Origin of the sequence: Streptomyces sp. NPDC005483 (assembly GCF_040606035.1) — a bacterium.
GTDB lineage: Bacteria > Actinomycetota > Actinomycetes > Streptomycetales > Streptomycetaceae > Streptomyces.
The window spans coordinates 148115-169457 of record NZ_JBEXEA010000018.1; the positions used below are offsets into that span (position 1 = coordinate 148115).

The window sequence follows — 21343 nt, forward strand, 5'->3', positions numbered from 1 at the left end:
GGGGAGCCAATGCCTGTTCGGGAGGGGACGCAGCTCAGAGCGCACCAGTGCGCCCCACGCGCACGCTGGGCGCCGGTGACGGCATGTGCCCGACAGGAGACGGCCCGTGTTGTGACAGAGCTATGACGTGACTGGGCGGCACTTGGGCTTACAGAAGGGGGGTGGGCGGCCATTACCCTTGACCCTTCTGGCCCCTGCCCGACTCATCGGAACGCGAGATACATGACCGTCAACGGCTCTGACGACGTACTGCTTGTCCACGGCGGAACCCCGCTGGAGGGCGAGATCCGTGTCCGCGGTGCGAAGAACCTCGTACCGAAGGCCATGGTCGCCGCCCTTCTGGGCAGCGAGCCGAGTCGACTGCGCAACGTTCCGGACATCCGAGACGTGCGCGTCGTACGCGGTCTGCTGCAACTGCACGGGGTGACGGTCCGTCCGGGTGAGGAACCGGGCGAGCTGGTGATGGACCCGACGCATGTCGAGAGCGCCAACGTCGCTGACATCGATGCCCACGCGGGTTCGTCGCGGATCCCGATCCTCCTGTGCGGTCCGCTGCTGCACCGCCTGGGACACGCCTTCATCCCCGGTCTCGGTGGCTGCGACATCGGCGGCCGGCCGATCGACTTCCACTTCGAGGTGCTGCGGCAGTTCGGCGCGACGATCGAGAAGCGCGCGGACGGGCAGTACCTGGAGGCGCCGCGGCGGCTCCGGGGTACGAAGATCACGCTGCCGTACCCGTCCGTGGGCGCGACCGAGCAGGTGTTGCTGACGGCGGTCCTCGCCGAGGGTGTCACCGAGCTCTCGAACGCCGCGGTGGAGCCGGAGATCGAGGACCTCATCTGCGTCCTGCAGAAGATGGGCGCCATCATCGCGATGGACACCGACCGGACCATCCGCGTCACGGGTGTGGACCGGCTCGGCGGCTACAACCACCGCGCCCTGCCGGACCGCCTGGAGGCCGCCTCCTGGGCGTCCGCGGCGCTGGCGACCGAGGGCAACATCTACGTCCACGGTGCCCAGCAGCGCTCGATGATGACGTTCCTGAACACCTACCGCAAGGTGGGCGGTGCCTTCGAGATCGACGACCAGGGCATCCGGTTCTGGCACCCCGGCGGCCAGTTGAAGTCCATCGCGCTGGAGACGGACGTGCACCCGGGCTTCCAGACGGACTGGCAGCAGCCGCTGGTGGTCGCCCTCACCCAGGCCACGGGCCTGTCGATCATCCACGAGACGGTCTACGAGTCCCGCCTCGGGTTCACCTCCGCGCTGAACCAGATGGGTGCTCACATCCAGCTCTACCGCGAGTGCCTGGGCGGCTCGAACTGCCGTTTCGGGCAGCGCAACTTCCTGCACTCGGCGGTCGTGTCGGGCCCCACCAAGCTCCAGGGCGCCGACCTGGTCATCCCCGACCTCCGCGGCGGCTTCTCGTACCTGATCGCGGCGCTGGCCGCCCAGGGCACGTCCCGGGTCCACGGCATCGACCTCATCAACCGCGGCTACGAGAACTTCATGGAGAAGCTCGTGGAGCTGGGCGCGAAGGTGGAACTGCCGGGCAAGGCACTCGGCTGACCCCAGCCTCGCCGCGCCGCTTCAGGGCGGCTTGGCTCCCGGCCGGCGGTCCGGGGGTCATCCCCCGGGCAGACACAGCATGGAGAAGCTCGTGGAGCTCGGCGCGAAGGTGGAACCGCCGGGCAAGGCGCTCGGGTAGCCGCTGCAGTCGTACGAACGCCGATGGGGCGGTCACCCGAGTCCGGGTGACCGCCCCATCGGCGTTGTGCTGTGCGCCCCTCAGGGGCGCGGGGAACTGCGCGACCAGCCACGGCGGTACCGTCAGCCGTAGGACGGTCCGCAGTCACCCGGCGCTCACAGCGGAGTGCTTACTTGCCCTTGGCGGCTTCCTTGAGCTTGGAGCCCGCCGAAACCTTGACGCTGTAGCCGGCCGGGATCTGGATCGGGTCACCGGTCTGCGGGTTGCGCGCGGTACGAGCGGCACGGTGGGTGCGCTCGAAGGTCAGGAAGCCGGGGATGGTGACCTTCTCGTCGCCCTTGGCGACGATCTCGCCGACGGTCTCGGCGAACGCGGCCAGAACGGCGTCGGCGTCCTTGCGGGTCACCTCGGCGCGGTCGGCCAGCGCGGCCACCAGCTCACTGCGGTTCATGTTGTTACTCCCGTGTTCTTCTTGCCGTTGGGGTGTGCCTCGCGGCGGTGCCGCACACGAGGCACAGCGAAGCCGATGCGCTCGCGCCCAGGGACGCATCCTGCCCCTACCTGCTGCGGGAAAGCCAATCCGGCACCCGTAGGACTCGTATGAACACCCTAGGGGGTCACACGAACAGAGGCCTGGGCGTGGCGCCACCCTAGAGGGTGGCGCGAAGCGCCCGGTTTCGCGACGCGCCGGGCCGGAGAACCGCCGTGGCAATCCTCACAGCCGAACAAACATACGACGACCACTGTAGACGCGCGGCCGGGAGACCGGACGAGGACCCCTACGCCGTCGCGCCCGCGGCCTTCGCCGCGTCCCGCACCGCGCCCGCGACCGCGCCCGCGACCTTGTCGTTGAAGACGCTCGGGATGATGTAGTTCGGGTTCAGCTCGTCCTCGGTCACCACGTCCGCGAGGGCCTTCGCGGCCGCGAGCATCATCTCCGTGTTGACGGTGCGGGACTGGGCGTCCAGCAGACCGCGGAAGACACCCGGGAAGACCAGCACGTTGTTGATCTGGTTGGGGAAGTCGGAGCGGCCGGTGGCCACCACGGCCGCCGTCTGACGGGCGATCGCCGGGTCGACCTCGGGGTCGGGATTCGCGAGCGCGAACACGATCGCACCCTCGGCCATGGCGGCCACGTCGGCGCCGTCCAGGACGTTGGGAGCCGAGACACCGATGAAGACGTCGGCGCCGCGGACGGCCTCCTTCAACGTCCCGGTCAGGTTCTCGGGGTTGGTGTTGTCGGCGATCCAGCGCAGCGCCGAGCCCGGAGCGGCGTCCACGAGGTCCTCGCGGCCGGCGTGCACGACGCCGTGGATGTCGGCGACGACGGCGTTCTTGACGCCGGCGGCGATCAGCAGCTTGAGGATGGCCGTACCGGCCGCGCCGGCGCCGGACATGACGACCCGGATGTTCTCGATCGCCTTGCTCGTGACGCGAAGTGCGTTCGTCAGGGCGGCGAGGACGACGATCGCGGTGCCGTGCTGGTCGTCGTGGAAGACCGGGATGTCGAGGGCCTCGCGCAGCCGGGCCTCGATCTCGAAGCAGCGGGGCGCGGAGATGTCCTCGAGGTTGATGCCGGCGAACCCGGGGGCGATCGCCTTGACGATCTCGACGATCGCGTCGGTGTCCTGGGTGTCCAGGCACAGCGGCCAGGCGTCGATGCCGGCGAACCGCTTGAAGAGGGCCGCCTTGCCCTCCATGACCGGCAGGGCGGCCTTGGGGCCGATGTTGCCCAGGCCCAGCACGGCCGAGCCGTCCGTCACGACCGCAACGGAGTTGCGCTTGATCGTGAGGCGGCGGGCGTCCTCGGGGTTCTCGGCGATCGCCATGCACACGCGGGCCACGCCCGGGGTGTAGATCATCGAGAGGTCGTCACGGTTGCGGATGGGGTGCTTGGACTGCATCTCGATCTTGCCGCCGAGGTGCATCAGGAACGTACGGTCGGAGACCTTGCCGAGGGTGACGCCCTCGATGCCGCGCAGCTGCTGGACGATCTCGTCGGCGTGGGCCGTGGAGCTCGCCGCGATGGTGACGTCCATCCGGAGCTTCTCGTGGCCTGAGGCGGTCACGTCGAGGCCGGTCACCGAGCCTCCGTGGGACTCTACGGCCGTGGTGATCTGGGAAACCGCGGTACCACCCGCGGGCACCTCCAGCCGGACCGTAATCGAGTAGGAGACGCTGGGCGCCGTTGCCATGGCCGACTTCCTCTGCTTTCACCTGTGTGCGCTGATGCCGTCCGATGGTCGCACCTACCGATGAGTAGGCGTTAGCCGCCCGGGATTGCGGACGTTTTGTTCACGGAGGGGGCACCCGAAAGAGGCCCACGTCACATGGACGTGGGCCTCTCACCAGGTCAATGACACCGACCCGCCATGCTCGCCTCGCGGCAAGTGGTCGCTCGTAGCGACGAAGGTTGGGCCCGGGGGCTTGGATCGGGCCGGTGTCACATCCAGGCTAACAAACGGATCCCGAAAGACCATTCCCGTGCGGAGAGTTCAATCTCTCAGCAGATCCGGCACGCCCTCCGCGTCCGGCTGGTCGCGCTCCGCCGAGACGACGGTGAGCTGCTGGGTGGCCCGGGTGAGGGCGACGTAGAGCACCCGCAGTCCGGCGGGCGACTCGTCGGCGATCTCGGCCGGGGAGACGACGACCGTCGCGTCGTACTCCAGACCCTTGGCCTCCAGGCTGCCGAGCGCCACGACCCGGTCGCCGAGTCCGGTGAGCCAGCGGGCGGCTTCGTCCCGGCGGTTCATGGCGACCACCACGCCGACGGTGCCGTCGACGAGGCCGAGGAGCCGGGCGGCCTCCTCGCGGACACTCTCCCCGAGCGACTTGCGTACGACGGTGAAGCGGGGCTGGACGCCGGTGGACCGTACGGCCGAGGGGGACGTGGCGCCGGGCATGGCGAGGGCCAGCACCTTGGCCGCGAGGTCGGCGATCTCGGAGGGGTTGCGGTAGTTGACGGTGAGCTGGAAGCGGCGCCGCGGGCGGGTGCCGAGGGCCTCGTCGCGGGCCTCGGCGGCCTCGTCGGGGTCGGACCAGGAGGACTGGGCAGGGTCTCCCACGACCGTCCAGGTGGCGTGCCGGCCACGGCGGCCGACCATGCGCCACTGCATGGGCGTGAGGTCCTGGGCCTCGTCGACGATGACGTGGGCGTACTCGACGCGTTCCTGGGCGAGCCGCTCGGCCCGCTCGCGCTGCGACTCCTCGCGGACCGGCATCAGCTCCTCCAGGCCGGTGAGCTGGTCGAGCGGGTCCAGCTCACGCCGCTTCCGCGGCCGGGCCGGGGCGCCGAGGACCGCCTGGAGCTCGTCGAGCATGGCGATGTCGTGCACGGAGAGGCCGTCACGCCTGAGCGAGCGGGCGACCCTGCGGACCTCGCCGGGGTTGAGGATGCGGCGGGCCCAGCGGCCCAGGCGCCGCTCGTCGGCCATGGCGGCGAGGACGGCCTTCGGGGTGAGCTCCGGCCACCAGGCGTCGAGGAACTCGATGAAGCTGTCCTCGGAGGTGATGTCCTCGTCGAACGACGACCGCAGCTCGGCGGCCAGCTCCGGATCGGTGTGCCGGGTGCCCGCTCCGGAGCGCGCCCACAGCGCGTCCAGCAGCAGCTTGCGGGCCCTGGGCCGCAGCAGGTTGACGGGCGCGGTGCCGCTGAGGGCGTTGCGGCGGACGCGCTCCAGCTCGTCCGCCTCCAGCTCCAGACGCCGCCCGAAGGCGACGACGCGCAGACGGGTGGGGAGTCCGGCCGGGGGCTGCGGGGCTACGGCGGTGGCGGCGCCGTTCCCGCCACCCGCACCGTCGTCGGGGTCGCCGAAGTCCCCGAAGGCGAGTTGCCCGGAGTCGGGCCGGCCGGAACCGGCTGCCCTCCGGCGACCGGAGGCGGCCCCGGCGGCCGTACCGTCGGCGCCCAGCTCCAGCACGCCCCGCGCCGCCTTCCGCAGCACCTTCAGCATCCGGTACGAGCCCTTGGCGCGGGCCACCGCCGGGGAGTCGTACAGGGTGGCCTCGACGCCGTCGACCAGGGAGCCGATCGCGCGGATGGCGACCTGGCCCTCCTCGCCGAGGGAGGGCAGGACGCCCTCGGTGTAGGCGACCAGCAGGGGCGTGGGCGAGACGATGAGGATGCCGCCCGCGTACCGGCGGCGGTCCTGGTAGAGGAGGTACGCGGCGCGGTGCAGGGCCACGGCGGTCTTGCCGGTGCCGGGGCCGCCCTCGACGTACGTCACGGACGCGGCGGGGGCCCGGATGACCATGTCCTGCTCGGCCTGGATGGAGGCGACGATGTCCCGCATGGTGTGGCTGCGGGCCTGTCCGAGCGCGGCCATCAGGGCGCCGTCGCCGATGACGGGCAGCTCGTGGCCGTCGAGGAAGGCCTTGAGCTCGGGACGCATCAGGTCGTCCTCGACGCCGAGGACCTTGCGGCCCTTGGAGCGGATGACCCGGCGTCGTACGACACGCCCGGGATCCACCGGAGTGGACCTGTAGAAGGGCGCGGCGGCGGGGGCCCGCCAGTCGATGACGAGCGGCGCGTACTCGGAGTCCAGGACCCCGATCCGGCCGATGTGCAGGGTCTCCGCGATGTCGGCGGTGCTGTCCTCGCGGACGGCTCCCTCGGCGGGTTCCAGGGCGGTGTAGGCGCCGTCGGGCCCCTTCTTGCCGTCCTTGCCGGAGAGCAGGTCGATCCGGCCGAACAGGAAGTCCTCGAACTCGTTGTTGAGCCGGTTGAGGTGGACGCCGGCCCGGAAGACCTGGGCGTCCCGCTCGGCGAGCGCGCCGGGCGTGCCGACCTGGCCACGCTTGGCGGCGTCGCTCATGAGGAACTCCGCCTCGTGGATCTTCTCCTCGAGGCGCCGGTAGACCCGGTCCAGATGTTCCTGTTCGACGCTGATCTCACGGTCCCGAACCGAGTCCTGAACCGAGCCGACCGCAGTTGGTTGAGCCTGAGCGGCCACCGGGCCCCCTTCTGACGTGCTGGGCAGCCGTCAACCGTACGCGAAGGGGGCCCCGGCGGGAAGTTACGCGTCGACCTGGACGAGCTTGTTTCCGTCGGAGTCGACGACCTCGAAGTGGTCGATGTCGTTCTGGGCCGGTGCGACCGCGCCGCCGATGTAGAGCGGCTGCTTGGACTCCGCGGTCTTGCCGTTCGGGATGCCGTAACCCCATTTGCCGACCGACCAGGTGGAGGCCGTCCAGCGCTCGCCGTTGGTGCCGACCGCGATCAGGGAGCACTTGAGCGGTCCCTTGACGCCCTTGAGCTCCAGGCCGAGCGAGGTGCCCCAGTTCTTCTCCTGCATGGCGACTGTCGCGCTGACGCCGGTCGAGGAGTCGGTCGCGGACACCTTGTCGCTCATGGAATCGAAGAGTTCCTTCGGGGTGGCCGCCAGGACCTGCCCCTGCTTGGCCCCGCCACCCGAGTCGCCGCCGCTCGCCGCCATCGCGACGAACGGACCGCCGATGATCAGCGCGCCCGCGGCCGCGACCATGTAGAAGCTGCGGCGCCGCTTCTGCGCACGGCGCTCGGCGACCTCGTCGACGAGCTTGTTCACGATCCGCGGACTGGGCTTGGCGGACAGCGACTCCCCGATCGCGGGGGTGCCGGAGCCCGGCAGGTCCGCGAGGGCGGCGAGCATCGGCTCCATGCCGGCGAGCTCGTCGAGCTGCTGGGCGCACCATTCGCAGGTCGCGAGATGAGCCTCGAAGGCGGTCGCCTCGGCGTCGTCGAGGATCCCGAGGGCGTAGGCGCCGACGGTCTCGTGCTCGTTCGGCACCGGAGTTCCCATCATGGAGCCAGACATACCCGAACCACCTGTGCCGAATCCCTGGTTACCCCCGTAAACACCCATCACGCTGTCACCCCCCGCTCCTCCAGTGCGAGCTTCATCGACCGCAGGGCGTAGAAGACCCGCGAACGGACTGTTCCGCTGGGGATGCCCAAGGTCTCGGCCGCCTCGTTGACGGTACGCCCCTTGAAATACGTCTCGACGAGCACCTCCCGGTGGGCCGGGGTCAGGTCGTCGAGCGCATCGGACAACGTCATCAACCACAGCGCCTTGTCGATCTCGTCCTCCGCGGGGATGACCTCCAGCGGCGACGGATCGACCTCCTGCGGCCGGGCCTGCCGGCTGCGGTGGCCGTCGATGACGATGCGCCGGGCGACCGTCACCAGCCAGGGGCGTACCGATCCGGTCGCTCGATTGAGCTGTCCGGCGTTCTTCCAGGCACGGATGAGCGTCTCCTGCACCACGTCCTCGGCTCTCTGGCGGTCACCCGCAACCAACCGGAGGACATACGCAAGGAGAGGCCCGGCGTGCTCTCTGTACAGGGCACGCATCAGCTCCTCATCAGGTTCCGAGGGCTGGGACATGCGATGTCGGGCCCTCGATCCACGTTCATTGGCCACGACAGAATCCTTGCGCACGCCCACCTCCGATGTCCGGGGGTTCCCCCAGTCGGTCGCTCATGGAGGGGTACGGACGTGCGGAGTCGGGTGTTCAAAGTGCGACGACAGTTTTCTTCTGAGTGACGTGACGAGACAGGACATGCGCGCACATTCCCACCGCGCGATCTTTACATTTCCACCACATGGGCGAGATCGCAACTACGGCCCGTAAGGTTGAGCGGGCAAACGAGATGTAATCGAAATCACTTCGACAGCCGCTCCACACAAGGGACATAACGACCTGTCAGGCGCGCGAGAGTGCCGCGCGCCGACGATGCCGGGCCACCCTTTCCCGGTTCCCACACACCTCACTGGAGCACCAGCGCCTCCTGCGTCCCCGTGACGTATCCAGGTAGACGATGGGGCAGTTGTCCCCTTCGCACTCTCTGATCGCGGCCCGCGCGACCGGGTCCGTCAGGAGTCCTACGGCGTCCCTGGCGATGGCCCCGAGCAGTGCCGCGCAGCCCGGCGGACCGTCCAACTCGCGCACCAGCGCGCCGTCCTCGGCCGGCACCGCGCGCGGGGCGGGAGGCGCGGCACGGGCGGCCTCGTTGACGTGGGCGAGCGCGAGGTCGTAGCCGTGACCGGGGGCGCCGCCCCGCACCAACTGTCCGATACGTCCCCGCAGTTCGCGGAAGCCGACGAGCCAGGAGGGGTCCGCGTGCGTCAGGTCCGTCCCCTCCGGCACCAGTCCCGAACCGACGATCCAGGCGCCGAGCACCTCCGTCGAGTCGAGGCGTTCCTCGGGGTGGGTGGTCGCGAGGAGGTCGAGACAGATTCGTCCGGCGTCGAACCGCAGCTCGTACGCGACCGTGGCCGTACCCAGTGCCATGTGCCTGTCACCGCCTTGGGGTGCCCCGGTCGTAAGGGGTCGGTGAGGTGCTTGAAGGCTGTGTGGGACTGTTCCGGGGCTCCCTCTAACAGTGCCTTCCCGCCCTCGCCGCCGGAACCCCTCGTACCGGGAGCGGTGCCTGGACGGGCACGTATGGGGGTGCGCGTCTCGGCCATGTCGGCGCGACGGACGGGCCTCTTGACTGGAGACATGACACAGAGCAGCAGGAGCAGCCGACTCGTACTGGGCGCGGCCACGGTCGCCACGGGCCTGATCGCCGGGGCCTTCTACGTCTTCGCGTGCGCCGTGATGCCCGCCCTGGCGCGCAGCGACGACGGCGTCTACGTCGAGGTGATGCGCGACATCAACGAGGTCGTCCAGAACCCGGTGTTCTTCCTGAGCTTCCTGGGCGCGCCCCTCCTCACGGCGGTGGCGGCCTGGCAGGCGCGGGGCCGCGACGACCGCGGGTGGGTCTGGGCCGCGCTCGCGACCTCCGCCCTGGCCTTCCTGGTCACCGTCGTCTTCAACATCCCGCTCAACGACGGCCTCATGAGGAACGGCGACCCCGGCGCGCTGCGCAAAAAGTTCGAGGACCCGTGGGCGGCGTGGAACGCGGTGCGGGCGGTGTTGCTGACGGTGACGCTGGGCCTGCTGGTGAAGGCCACCGGCAGCCGCGCCACCCCGACCGACTGACTAGACGTCCGCGTACTTCGTGTCGGCGGCCGGGTCGAGCGCCAGCCGGTACCCCCGTTTCACCACCGTCTGGATCAGCTTCGGTGCGCCGAGGGCCGTACGGAGACGGGCCATCGCCGTCTCCACGGCGTGTTCGTCACGGCCCGCGCCCGGCAGCGCCCGCAACAGCTCCGCCCGGGACACCACCCACCCCGGCCGCCGCGACAGCGCCCGCAGCAAGGACATCCCCGCCGGCGGCACCGGCCGCAGCCCCCCGTCGACCAGGACCGCGTGACCCCGGATCTCCACCCGGTGGCCGGCGATGGGCAACGACCGGGCCCGGCCGGGAAGTTCCTGGCACAGCAACTGCACGAGCGGCCCGAGCCGGAAACGCTCGGGAGAGACCGTGTCCACCCCCCGCGCCTGCAACGGCAGCGCGGTCACCGGCCCGACACACGCGGGCAGCACATCGTGGTTGAGCGCGGCGAGCAGCTCCGGCAGCAGTCCCCGGTCCTCGGCGCGCGACAGCAGCGAGGCCGCGGCGGGCGCACTGGTGAAGCTCAGCGCGTCCAGGCCCCGCGAGACGGCCGCGTCCAGCAACCGGTCCATCGGCCCGAGGTCCTCCGGCGGCATCCACCGGTACACCGGCACCCCCACGACCTCCGCCCCGGCGGCCCGCAGGGCCTCCACGAACCCGGGCAACGGCTCGCCGTGCAGCTGAATGGCGACCCGGCGGCCCTCGACGCCCTCCTCCAGCAGCCGGTCCAGCACCTCGGCCATGGATTCGGACGACGGCGACCAGTCCTCCGTCAGCCCGGCGGCCCGTATGGACCCCTTGACCTTCGGCCCGCGCGCGAGCAGCTCCACCTCGCGCAGCCGGTCGAGAAGCGCCTCACCGAGCCCCCACCCGTCGGCGGCCTCGACCCACCCCCGGAACCCGATGGCCGTGGTGGCCACCACCACGTCCGGTGCCTGGTCGATCAGGTCCTTCGTCGCCGCCAGCAGCTCGCTGTCGTCGGAGAGGGGCACGATCCGCAGGGCGGGCGCGTGCAGGACCGCGGCCCCGCGGCGCTGGAGCAGCGCACCGAGTTCGTCCGCCCGGCGCGCGGCCGTGACTCCCACGGTGAACCCCGCGAGGGGGCCGTGTTGCTCTGTTGCCTGCTGTTCGTACATGGCTCTCGTCCCGCACTCGAGTCGTCGTACACAGTCGTACGTCGTCGTCCCTACATGCCGGCCGAGCCTGTCAACGGCTCGTGACAGGCTCGGTTCCGGTTCATGTCGCCAGTGTTACGTCACACCTCGGCGTAGCTGAGCTGCGGCTTCGCCTCAGTGGCGGTCGAGGCCTGACCCTGGGTGGCCGAACGGCGAAGGTATACGGCCCAGGTGACCAGGAAGCAGGCCGCATAGAAGGCGAGGAAGGCGACGAACGCGCCGGTGCCGGAGCCGTAGGAGAGGAAGGACTGCCGGAAGGCGAGGTTGATGCCGACGCCGCCGAGCGCGCCGACCGCGCCGATCAGGCCCATGGAGGCACCGGAGAGACGGCGTCCGTAGGCGGCGGCCGCTTCTCCTTCGAGCCCCTTGGCCAGGGCCTTCGTGTGGAAGATGCCGGGGATCATCTTGAAGGTCGAGCCGTTGCCGAGGCCGCTGAGGACGAACAGGACCACGAAGGCGACGGTGAACAGTCCGAGCGACTTCTGCATGCTGGCGGCGATGAGGACGGCGGTCGCGGCGGCCATCCCGACGTAGTTCCACAGCGTGATCTTCGCGCCGCCGTACTTGTCGGCCAGCGCCCCGCCCACCGGACGGATCAGCGAGCCGAGCAGCGGGCCGATGAAGGTGACGTACGCGGCCTCCAGCGGGGTCCGGCCGAACTGGTTCGTCAGCACCTGGCCGAAGGCGAAGCTGTAGCCGATGAACGAGCCGAACGTGCCGATGTAGAGGAAGGACATGATCCAGGTGTGGCCGTCCCTCGCGGCGTCCTTGGCGGCGCCGGTGTCGTTCTTCACGTTCTCGATGTTGTCCATGAAGACCGCGGCGAGGACGGCGGCGACGAGGATCAGCGGGATGTAGATCCCGAGCAGCACCCGGGGGCCGCCGCTGGCGCCGATGATCGCGAGAGCGACCAGCTGGATGACCGGGACGCCGATGTTGCCGCCGCCGGCGTTGAGCCCGAGGGCCCACCCCTTCTTACGGAGGGGGAAGAACGCGTTGATGTTGGTCATCGAGGAGGCGAAGTTGCCGCCGCCGATACCGGCCAGCAGGCCGACCAGCAGGAAGGTGTCGAACGAGGTCCCCGGCTTCATCACGGTGAACGCGGCGACGGTGGGGATGAGGAGGAGGCTGGCCGAGATGATCGTCCAGTTCCGCCCGCCGAAGAGGGCGACGGCGAAGGTGTAGGGGACGCGCACGACGGCACCGACGAGCGTGACCATCGACGTCAGCAGGAACTTGTCGGCCGGGGTCAGCCCGTACTCCGGGCCCATGAAGAGCACCAGCACGGACCACAGGGTCCAGATCGAGAAGCCGATGTGCTCGGAGAGAACGGAGAAGAGCAGGTTCCGCTTGGCGACCTTCTCTCCGGTCTCCTTCCAGAAGGTCTCGTCCTCCGGATCCCACTGCTGGATCCAGCGGCCGCCCCTGCTCGGGGGTGCGGGGGCTGTACTAGGGGCTGTCATGACGCCTCCACGGTGCGACGGGGCTCGGTTCCTGCTACGAGTGACTGACCCCGAAGGTAGGGACGCGGCGTTTCCTGCCTGTGGCACCGGGTGACCGGAAAGGAACTTTGCTCTCACCCCGGCGAGGGGTGGGGTGAGAGGTCGTGGGGGCTTTTTGTTACGAAGAGCTCCGCTTCGGGGGGCCGGGGCGTGAGAGCCCGGCCTACTCGTCGTAGTCCTCGAGGATCCGCAGCCCGAGATCGGACTCCCACTCCAGCGCCCATCGCCGCAGCTCGGCGATCTCCTCGGGGGCGAGCCCGTGGGCGGCGAACTCCTCGTCGCCGACCCATACGACGCTTTCCAGCCGCTCCCGCAGCTCACGTGGGTCGAACTCGCCCAGCTGCTCCAGCTCGATCACGGAGTAGTACGGGCAGACCGCGTGGACGTCGATCACGTCGTGGGGATGACCGCGGTCGACGAGGGCGCGCATCGCCGTGACCGCGACGTCCTGCAGATCAGCCATTCTCCGCGTCATCCGTCGCGACGAAGGGCGCGTATCCCACCGGGACTTCGCTCACCTGGAGGTCCGAGAAGAGCAGGGTCAGGTTGTGCGCGTTGGTTTCCATGCGCACCTCGTGGAAGTCGATCCCGAGGGCGTCCGACCAGCGGCGGGTCGCCTCCGACTCAGAGAGGAGCTTGGCTCCCGGGTACAAACAGTGCCACCGCACGCCCCAGACGTAACCGTCGAGGTCGGCGCCGGTCTCGGACTCGATGAGCCGGTCGTCCAAAGAGACCCGCCAGGTCTCCGCCCGCACTGACGTCTCGCACCGGGCCTCGACGCAGTACCGAAAGAGGTATCGGAGATAGGACGGCGTGATGCCGGTACGGGGATCCGCTGTGGCGTAGGCGATGACCTCATAGTCGCGCATGTAGTTGGTGTAACCGTGGTGCACGACAGCATGATCGAAGGCCTCGTCCAGCATCCGTTCAAGAACAGCGGTATCCATACCGCCCTTCTACCTCACTGTCCCGAGGTCGCCGTGGGTCCGGTCCGATACCGCCGTGAACCGTTCGGCCACAACCTCGGCCGCCTCTTCGCCGCCAGGTCCTCGATCCACCCGAAGGCCAGGATCGCCAGCCCGATCAGGGGCCACACCAGGAAGAACATCCACAGCATGTCCGTCGCGTCGAGCGCCGCGACCGCGCGGTCGCTCTGCATGAAGGGGAGGCGGTAGGCCTGGTCGATGATCGGGACCGTGGCCATGATCAGCAGGTTGTGCCAGAGGTAGATCGTGACGGCGCGGTTGTTGGAGAGGGTGACCAGCTTGTCCCAGCGGGCGAGGCGGCCCGGGAGTTCCTGCCAGGACGGCGAGTACTGGAGCAGGATCACCACGAAACCGAACGACCAGGTCGCCTGGGCGAGTGGGATGTCGTTCAGGTCCCAGCCCTCGGGGCCCAGATGGCCGGAGGCCCACCACAGGGCGAAGGACATCACCATGACCGAGCCGGAGACGGCGAGGTAGCGCGGGACCTTCGCCAGCACGCCCTCGTGGTGCGCGAAACCGAGGATCCAGCAGCTGCCGTAGACCGCGAAGTCGGTGACCGCGTTGCCGAGTTCGCCGGGGCCGGTGACGATTCCGGTGCCCACGACCGCCGTCAGGGCCAGCGGGGCGAGCAGGGTCGCCCACCGCACCCTGCGGAACGCCCACAGCAGCAGCGGGGAGGCCAGCACGAACCACAGATAGGCGCGGAGGTACCACAGCGGGCCCACCGCCTGGTCCGCCCACGTGCTCTCCAGCAGGTCCTTCGGGAAGCCGACCTCCCAGGGGTACGGCGGCGCGCCGATCGGGATGACGTAGTTGACCATCTCCAGCAGGCCCCAGGTACCGCTGTGGTCCGGATCCTCCGAAAGCTTCCAGCCGCCCACGAACATCAGCGGCAGCACCACCGCGCTGAACGCCCACAGCGGCGGCAGGAGCCGGCGGATCCGGCCCCTGATCACGCTCAGCGTCGGCCGGTTCAGCGAACGCGCCATCAGCGAGCCCGCCAGCGCGAACATCACGCCCATCGACGGGAACAGCACGGTCAGCCACGCCCAGCCGAACAGGTGGTAGAGGACCACTCGCACCAGGGCGAGGGAGCGAAGAAGGTCCAGGTAGCGGTCCCGGCCGGGTGCCTTGGGCGCGGCAGTCGCCTCGCGCTGTCCCGCCGTGTACTCCTGGGTCATCCGACCGGCCTCCGCTCGTCACTCTCGCTGCGCGTCCGCTGCCGCGGTACCGGTCCGCCCGGTGCCTCGACGACTCCCGTCCGGCGCAGCTTCTGCCAGCGCAGGCGGCCTCCGGTGAGGGCCGTGATCCAGGACTGGAGCAGTACGACGTACATGAGCTGGCGGTAGAGGATCTGCTGCAACGGCAGCGAGATCAGATGGGTCATGCGCTCCCGGTCGAGGCGGAACGCGTAGGCGGCGCAGACCAGTTGGATCATGAGGACGCCCAGCCAGGCCACGATCGTCTTCTCGGTCGGGCCGAACACGACGCCGTAGAGCAGGAACACGTCGATCAGGGGGGCCAGCAGGGGTGCGACCACCATGAACAGGGAGACCAGGGGGAGGCCGACGCGGCCGAAGCGGCCCGACGGGCCTCGCTCCACCAACGCCTTCCGGTGTTTCCAGATCGCCTGCATGGTGCCGTACGACCACCGGTAGCGCTGCGACCAGAGTTGCTGCACCGACTCCGGTGCCTCCGTCCACGCGCGGGCCTTCTCGGCGTAGACCACGCGCCAGCCGTCCCGGTGCATGGCCATCGTGATGTCCGTGTCCTCGGCGAGCGTGTCGTCGCTCATGCCGCCGACGCGTTCCAGGGCGGAACGGCGGAAGGCTCCCACCGCGCCCGGGATCGTCGGCATGCAGCGCAGGACGTCGTACATCCGGCGGTCGAGGTTGAAGCCCATCACATATTCGATGTGCTGCCAGGCGCCGATCAGGGAGTCCCGGTTGCCGACCTTCGCGTTGCCGGCCACGGCTCCCACGCGCGGGTCGCCGAAGGGCTGGACCAGCTCCCGTACGGTGGACGGCTCGAAGACCGTGTCGCCGTCCATCATCACGATGATGTCGTGACGGGCGTTCGCCAGGCCGCGGTTGAGGGCGGCCGGTTTGCCCGCGTTGAGCTGGCGGACCACCCGGACGTTCGGCAGGCCCATCGCCTCGACGATCCGCGCGGTGCCGTCACTCGAACCGTCGTCGATGACGAGCACCTCGACGGGATGCTCGCTCGCCATCAGTGAACGGACGGTGTTCTCGATGCACTTGGCCTCGTTGTACGCCGGGACCAGCACGGACACCGGCTGGGTGACCGGCTCTCCCCAGCGGAAGTCCTTGCGGCGCACCCGGCGGGCGTGGACGCCCGAGAGCAGCAGCATGAGGACGAAGCGCCCGATGACCAGGGAGCCGATGATCGACAGTCCGACGACGAGCACGTCGGTGATGTGCTCGGAGGCCTGGACCAGGAAGATCCACGCCTTGCCCTTCCACAGTTCGGGTCCGGTGACGGCGGTGTGCGCGGTGGGCGCGTCGAGGGCCTCGGTGAGGTTGTCGAACTCGTAGCCCTTGTCCCTCATCTCGGGCAGGAACCGGTCGAGCGCCTGGACCGTCTGGTGGCGGTCACCGCCGGAGTCGTGCATCAGCACGATCGCGCCCTTGCCGTTCTTCGGCGTGGCGTTGCGGATGATCTGGCGGACGCCGGGCTTCTGCCAGTCCTCGCTGTCGGTGTTGTTGACCACCGTGATGTAGCCGCGGGTGCCGATGTACTCGGTGACCGGCCAGGACCTGTCGTCCATGGCGTCGGCGAAGGAGGAGTACGGCGGGCGGAAGAGCGAGGTGCGGACACCGGCCGCGCCGGCGAGGGCGAGCTGGTTCTGGGAGAGCTCCCAGTCGATGCGCTTCTTCGACTGGAAGGACAGGTCGGGGTGGTTGAAGGTGTGCAGCCCGATCTCGTGCCCCTCGTCGACCATGCGCTTGACCAGGTCCGGGTAGCGGGAGGCCATGGTGCCGGTGACGAAGAAGACCGCGTGCGCGTGGTGCTTCTCGAGGACGTCCAGGACCTTGGGGGTCCAGGTCGGGTCGGGGCCGTCGTCGAAGGTGAGGACGAGTCGGCGGTCGGGCACTCTCAGGCTGGTGGCGCGCCCGCTGCGGGTGTCGATCACCGGGCCGCCGTCGAGGATCTTCTCCGGCACCTTGTCGGTGGCGGCCTCGGGCTGGATGCGGTGGTCGGCGAGGATCTCGCTGTGGACGTAGCCGCGCAGCATCAGCATCGCCATGAGGGCGACGAGGACGAGCACGGGCAAGAGCAGGCGCATGGGCAGGCGACGGCGCCTGGAGCCGCCGGGGGCTCCTGGTGCGGCGGCCCCTGGTCGGCGGGTGCGGGATGCCATCAGAGGATGTGCTCCGGGGACGGGGAGGAGAGCGGGGCGCCGGAAGGCGCGGGAGCGGAGGGGGCGGACGGGTCCGCGGCGACGGGCGGAGTGCCATTGCCGGTGCCTGAGGTCTCCGAGGCGACGGGCACGGGTGCGGCCGGGCCGTCGGCGACCGGGCCGGGTCCGGCGCTGTCACCGCCCGTGGTCTGGGTCGGGGCGACCGAGGGCTCGGGGCTGGTGGTGACGGGCGGGGTGACCGACGGGCTGGGCGGCGGGCTGACCGACTGCGTCGGCTGCGTCGACGGATCGGCGCTGACCGACGGGTTGCCGCCCGGCCGCCTGGCGGTGGCCGACGGATCGGCGGACGCCCCCGGCCTGCCCGGGCTCACGGTGGCACCGGGCGCGGTGCCGCTGGTCCCGGGCACCGGTGTCGCCCCGCCGCTGACCGTCGGGGTGGTCCCCGGGATCACCCCAGCGCCGACGGAGGGCTCGGCGGACTCGGCCGGCACCGGGCTGGTGTCGACCTTCCCGGCCGGGGCGTCGCCCTTCGGACCGTTCATGGGGAGCCAGGGCGCGTTGGAGTTGCCCGACAGCAGGGTGACGACGATGACGACGGCGTAGACCGCGCAGGCCAGACCGACGGCGATGCCGATCCGCCGGAAGCGTCGGCTGCGCCGGCCCGACTCGTCGACGAAGACCGGGCCGTCGGAACCCTCGGATCCGCCGTCGCCCCCGGGGCGGCCCTCGATACGGTCGTCGCCTTTCAGGCTGATCCCGTCGAGCTGGACGGTCACCTCGTGCGGGTCGTGGGTGCCGGCGGCACCATCGGCGCCGCTGCCGGACTCGTCCCACGGGTCACGTACGACGGCTCCGCGGCCGGGCGGCTCGGGAAGGCTCCGGCCCCGGTCCGCTTTCGGGGCGCCCGGGAAGTCCCCCTTGCCGTGCCCGGCCAGGGGGCTGGTTCCACCGGGGGTCGGGGCTCCGGTTCCGACCGGGGCGGCGGCTCCGGTTCCGACCGGGGCCGGGGCTCCGGATCTGCCGGAGGCCAGGGGTCCGGCCACACCGGAAGCCAGGCGTCCGATTCCTCCCGAGGCCAGAGGTCCGGTCCCACCGGGGGCCACGGGCCCACCGGAGACCCGGGGTCCGGTTCCACCGGAGGACGGGGCGCCGGTCCCACCGGAGGCTCGGGGTCCGGTTCCACCGGAAACCCGGGGTCCGGTTCCACCGGAGGACGGGGCGCCGGTCCCACCGGAGGCTCGGAGTCCGGTCCCACCGGAAACCCCGGGTCCGGTCCCACCGGAAGACGGGGCGCCGGCCCCACCGGAGGCTCGGAGTCCGATCCCACCGGAAACCCGGGGTCCGGTCCCACCGGAGGACGGGGCGCCGGCCCCACCGGCATCTCCGGCTTCCTCGGTTTCCCTGATCTCCCCGGCTTCCGGAAAAGCCTGGGTGGCGCCCCCGGTTGTCACTGTGTCCTGGGCCCCTGATGCAACCTCGGGCCACTCCGGTTGGGCGTCTTCTCGCCACTTTTTCACGCGCACGCACATCCCCCCACGGGCTGATCTGGGTGCGCTGTCGACCTTGAGCACACGTCGGCCGAACCAGGCCCCCACCTGGTCCGAGCGCCCCCTTTACCACACCGTGCTCAGGCGACGAAGGTAGCGCACACGAAGTAGGTGTGTTTGCCACGTGTCATTTATGGATGTTCATATCGGCCTCATCGGTGGCTGGAACCCATCCATCAGAGGGCCGACGAAGCCAGTCATGTTCGAGGGACAGTTCGATTGCGGCGCGTCGGAGGGCGTCGAAGGCGGGGTGCGCCAGACCCTTGCGCCACACCAACGACACGGGCGACAGCGGTACCGGCTCGACCAGCGGACGCAGCACGGTAGCGGGCATGGCCGGAAAATCCACGACCGCGAGAATCGGGTTCCGGGTCTTCGCCATGATCCGCTGGAACTCCTCGTCGCCGACCGCGAGCGGGGCCGGCGGGGCGATCTCGATGCCCCGTCCTTCGAACAGCCGACGAGCGAGATCGGTCCATTCCGGGGTGCGCGGATTTCCGGCCCCCGCGTACACGGTCTCGCCCTCCAGGGCGGCGAGCGGCACCCGCTCCAGGGAGGCCAGCCGGTGGCCCTCGGGCAGGACGACGGCCATGGGCTCGTAACGCACGGGCTGGTGGTCCAGGGCCGCCCGCAGCGCCGGGTCCAGACCGGCGAACCGGCCGAAGGACGCGTCGAGGCGACCGGCCAGCAGCTCCCCCGCAGCGCCCGTCAGCCCGCTCTCGTAGCGGGCCATCAGCTCCTGGTCGGGGGCGAGTTGCCTGGCCCGCAGCAGCACGGCGCGGGCGGTGGCCTGGTCGGGGAAGTTCAGGTCCACGAGCAGGGGGCGGGCCTGCGCGAAGGCGGCGAGCAGTTCGTCCTGGGCGTCCAGGGCCCGGCGGGCGTACGGCACCAGCCGCTCGCCGTCGACTGTCAGCGTCACCTGCCGGGTGGTGCGCACGAACAGCTCCGCGCCCAACTCCCGCTCCAGCCGCCGTACATCGCGACTGAGCGCCTGCTGGGCGACGTAGAGCCGGGCCGCCGCGCGGGTGAAGTGGAGTTCGTCGGCGACGGCGAGGAAGGCTCGCAGGAGGCGGGGGTCGAGGTGGTGGGAGCGTGGGCCGGGACTCGGGCGGGGCGCGGACATCGGGCGAACTTACAACACGGGTGCGTGAATCGGTACGGAGAAGGTGTTGGACCCGTTGATCGTCTCCACGCGACCGTGAGGGCATGCCGCAACCGAACCGACCGATGGCCACCACGACCGCCGACGCGCTCGTCATCGTCGACTTCAGCCCGCGAGGCCCACGAGGCGCACGAGGTCCACGAGCCCCACGAGGCCCGCGCGCCCAGCGCTCCCCGTGTCGCCGCCGCACCCCCGGCCCCTACCGCCGTCTCCTCGCCACCGCCGGAGCCCGCGCGTTCACCATCGGGAACCTTCTCGCCCGGCTGCCCATGGGCATGTTCAGCGTCAGCGCGGTCGTCATGATCGCGGGGACGCGTGGGTCGTACGCCCTCGCCGGCGCCGTCACCGCGGCCGGTCTCGCGGCCACGGCGGTCGTCGCCCCGTGGACCGCGCGGCTCGTCGACCGACACGGACAAGCCAAGATCGCCGTACCGGCCACGCTGCTCGCCGCACTGGGATCGCTGGCGCTGCTGCTGTGCGTCCGCCTCGGCGCCCCGGCGTGGACGCTCTTCGTGTCGTACGCCGCCACCGCCACGACCCCCAACCTCGGTGGCATGTCCCGCGCCCGCTGGGCCCACCTGCTCCACGGCGACGAGAGGTCGCTGCATGTCGCGAACTCCTTCGAGCAGGTCGTGGACGAGGCGTGCTTCATGCTGGGGCCGGTCCTCGCGGCCTTCCTGTGCACGACGTTCTTCCCGGAGGCGGGCACGCTGGCGGGGGTGGTGCTGCTGGTGACGGGGATGCTGGTGTTCACGGCCCAGCGTGCGACGGAGCCACCGGTGCGGGAGCGCGGCCTCTCGAAGGCGCCCCTGCGTGCACCCGGCGTGCCTCCCCTCCTCGCCGTCTGCCTCGCCATGGGTGCGGTGTTCGGCTCCATGGAGGTCGTCACCATCGCCTTCGCCGACGCGCAGGGACACCGCTCGGCGGCCGGGGTCGTGCTCGCACTCCAGGCGGCCGGTTCGTGCGCGGCGGGGCTGGTCTACGGGGCGACGCGGCGGACCGGAACGGGGTCCGCGGAGGGCCGTTACGTGTGGTGCATAGCCGCCATGACGGCTCTGCTCACGCTCCCGCTGCTGGCCGCCTCCCTCACCGGCTCCCTGCTCGCCCTGGCCGCCGCGCTGCTGATCGCCGGGATGGCGACCGCCCCGACGATGGTCACCGGGATGACCCTGGTCCAGCGCCGCACCCCACCCGGCCGCCTCAACGAGGGCATGACCCTCGCCGTGACCGGCCTGCTCGGCGGGATCGCCTGCGGAAGCGCGGCCGGCGGCTGGACGGTGGAACACGTGTCGCCCCCGGCGGCCTACGGCATCCCGGTCACGGCGGCCGCGGCGGCACTGATCATCGCGCTCACCTCGACGCGACCCACGACAACACGGCCCGCACAGTGACCGACCCCGTCCAGCGGGACAGCCCCCGAAAGCACACTGACGGCCCCGACGGCGGAACACATCTCCCTCCCCGGTGCGGGGCCACGGCATCCCGGCCACAGCGATCTACGGCCGCACCGATGATCGCGCCCGCACCGACGCCCACAGTGACCAACCACCTCCAGCAGGGTCACCCCCAAAAGGAGGCTGACGGCCCCGACGGCGGACGACATCTCCCCGGTGCGGGCTACGACATCCCGGCCCCAGCGATCCGCACCGGCACTGATCATCGCGCCCACGCCTGCGGACCGTCACGCCGAAGGGCGGAGCACGGGCATCCGGCGCACTGCGGCCGCGGCGGCACCGATCGCACTCACCTGCACCAGATCAACGAGAGCACGGCCCGGCCCTCGCGGTGACCGCCCGCTCGGCGGGATCCCCTGGGAAGCGCGCCCGGCAGCCGGGCGGTGGAACACATCTCGCCGTCGGCGGGCCACAACACCCCCACCCTGACCGCCCCCGCAAGCCCGA

General features: G+C 70.5%; 17 protein-coding genes. 3 read left to right on the plus strand and 14 right to left on the minus strand.

The window, feature by feature from the left end:
- Positions 1-222: 222 nt before the first annotated feature.
- The gene (murA, locus tag ABZT06_RS31375) at positions 223-1569 is read left to right on the plus strand and encodes a UDP-N-acetylglucosamine 1-carboxyvinyltransferase (protein WP_355748396.1); all 1347 of its coding nucleotides are present in this window, start codon (positions 223-225) and stop codon (positions 1567-1569) included.
- A 308-nt stretch (positions 1570-1877) separates the two neighbouring features.
- On the opposite strand, the gene ABZT06_RS31380 is transcribed toward murA, so the two are convergent.
- The 6 genes from ABZT06_RS31380 to ABZT06_RS31405 all read right to left on the minus strand — a co-directional run bounded on the left by ABZT06_RS31380 (position 1878) and on the right by ABZT06_RS31405 (position 8979).
- Positions 1878-2159, minus strand: a complete 282-nt coding sequence (locus ABZT06_RS31380; protein ID WP_007382399.1) for an HU family DNA-binding protein — start codon at positions 2157-2159, stop codon at positions 1878-1880.
- A gap of 328 nt (positions 2160-2487) precedes the next feature.
- Entirely contained in the window at positions 2488-3903 is a 1416-nt protein-coding gene (locus ABZT06_RS31385; RefSeq protein WP_355748400.1) for an NAD-dependent malic enzyme, read from the minus strand.
- 300 nt (positions 3904-4203) lie between these two features.
- Positions 4204-6660 carry a UvrD-helicase domain-containing protein gene (locus ABZT06_RS31390; RefSeq protein WP_355748403.1) on the minus strand — a complete coding sequence of 819 codons (2457 nt, stop codon included), beginning with the start codon at positions 6658-6660 and terminating at the stop codon, positions 4204-4206.
- Positions 6661-6723: 63 nt separating this feature from the next.
- Positions 6724-7503 carry a zf-HC2 domain-containing protein gene (locus ABZT06_RS31395; protein ID WP_355748406.1) on the minus strand — a complete coding sequence of 260 codons (780 nt, stop codon included), beginning with the start codon at positions 7501-7503 and terminating at the stop codon, positions 6724-6726.
- A gap of 47 nt (positions 7504-7550) precedes the next feature.
- Complete coding sequence (locus ABZT06_RS31400; protein ID WP_010039908.1) at positions 7551-8072, minus strand: sigma-70 family RNA polymerase sigma factor; 522 nt, start codon at positions 8070-8072, stop codon at positions 7551-7553.
- 319 nt (positions 8073-8391) lie between these two features.
- Entirely contained in the window at positions 8392-8979 is a 588-nt protein-coding gene (locus tag ABZT06_RS31405) for an ABATE domain-containing protein (protein ID WP_355748409.1), read from the minus strand.
- Positions 8980-9189: 210 nt separating this feature from the next.
- Here ABZT06_RS31405 and ABZT06_RS31410 point away from each other — a divergent pair, with 210 nt between their 5' ends.
- On the plus strand, positions 9190-9672 hold the full coding sequence (locus tag ABZT06_RS31410; RefSeq protein WP_355748412.1) for an anthrone oxygenase family protein: 483 nt from the start codon (positions 9190-9192) through the stop codon (positions 9670-9672).
- On the opposite strand, the gene ABZT06_RS31415 is transcribed toward ABZT06_RS31410, so the two are convergent.
- The 8 genes from ABZT06_RS31415 to ABZT06_RS31450 form a co-directional block, all read right to left on the minus strand.
- A complete protein-coding gene (locus tag ABZT06_RS31415) occupies positions 9673-10824 on the minus strand; it encodes a uroporphyrinogen-III synthase (protein ID WP_355748414.1) in 1152 nt (383 codons plus the stop codon).
- Positions 10825-10943: 119 nt separating this feature from the next.
- Positions 10944-12326, minus strand: coding sequence for a nitrate/nitrite transporter (locus tag ABZT06_RS31420; protein ID WP_355748417.1), 1383 nt, complete (start codon positions 12324-12326; stop codon positions 10944-10946).
- Between the two features lie 202 nt (positions 12327-12528).
- Positions 12529-12828, minus strand: a complete 300-nt coding sequence (locus tag ABZT06_RS31425; RefSeq protein WP_355748420.1) for a hypothetical protein — start codon at positions 12826-12828, stop codon at positions 12529-12531.
- On the minus strand, positions 12821-13312 hold the full coding sequence (locus ABZT06_RS31430; RefSeq protein WP_355748423.1) for a hypothetical protein: 492 nt from the start codon (positions 13310-13312) through the stop codon (positions 12821-12823). The genes ABZT06_RS31425 and ABZT06_RS31430 overlap by 8 nt, the downstream gene beginning before the upstream one ends.
- Before the next feature lie 14 nt (positions 13313-13326).
- Entirely contained in the window at positions 13327-14532 is a 1206-nt protein-coding gene (locus ABZT06_RS31435) for an acyltransferase (protein WP_355748426.1), read from the minus strand.
- The gene (locus ABZT06_RS31440; protein ID WP_355748428.1) at positions 14529-16733 is read right to left on the minus strand and encodes a glycosyltransferase; all 2205 of its coding nucleotides are present in this window, start codon (positions 16731-16733) and stop codon (positions 14529-14531) included. The genes ABZT06_RS31435 and ABZT06_RS31440 overlap by 4 nt, the downstream gene beginning before the upstream one ends.
- Positions 16733-17776, minus strand: coding sequence for a hypothetical protein (locus tag ABZT06_RS31445; RefSeq protein ID WP_355748431.1), 1044 nt, complete (start codon positions 17774-17776; stop codon positions 16733-16735). Before ABZT06_RS31445 ends, ABZT06_RS31440 begins: the two co-directional genes overlap by 1 nt.
- A gap of 631 nt (positions 17777-18407) precedes the next feature.
- Positions 18408-19403, minus strand: a complete 996-nt coding sequence (locus tag ABZT06_RS31450) for a LysR family transcriptional regulator (RefSeq protein WP_355748434.1) — start codon at positions 19401-19403, stop codon at positions 18408-18410.
- A gap of 83 nt (positions 19404-19486) precedes the next feature.
- On the opposite strand from ABZT06_RS31450, the gene ABZT06_RS31455 reads away from it, so the two are divergent.
- Entirely contained in the window at positions 19487-20833 is a 1347-nt protein-coding gene (locus tag ABZT06_RS31455) for an MFS transporter (RefSeq protein ID WP_355748437.1), read from the plus strand.
- The last annotated feature ends 510 nt before the right edge of the window (positions 20834-21343 follow it).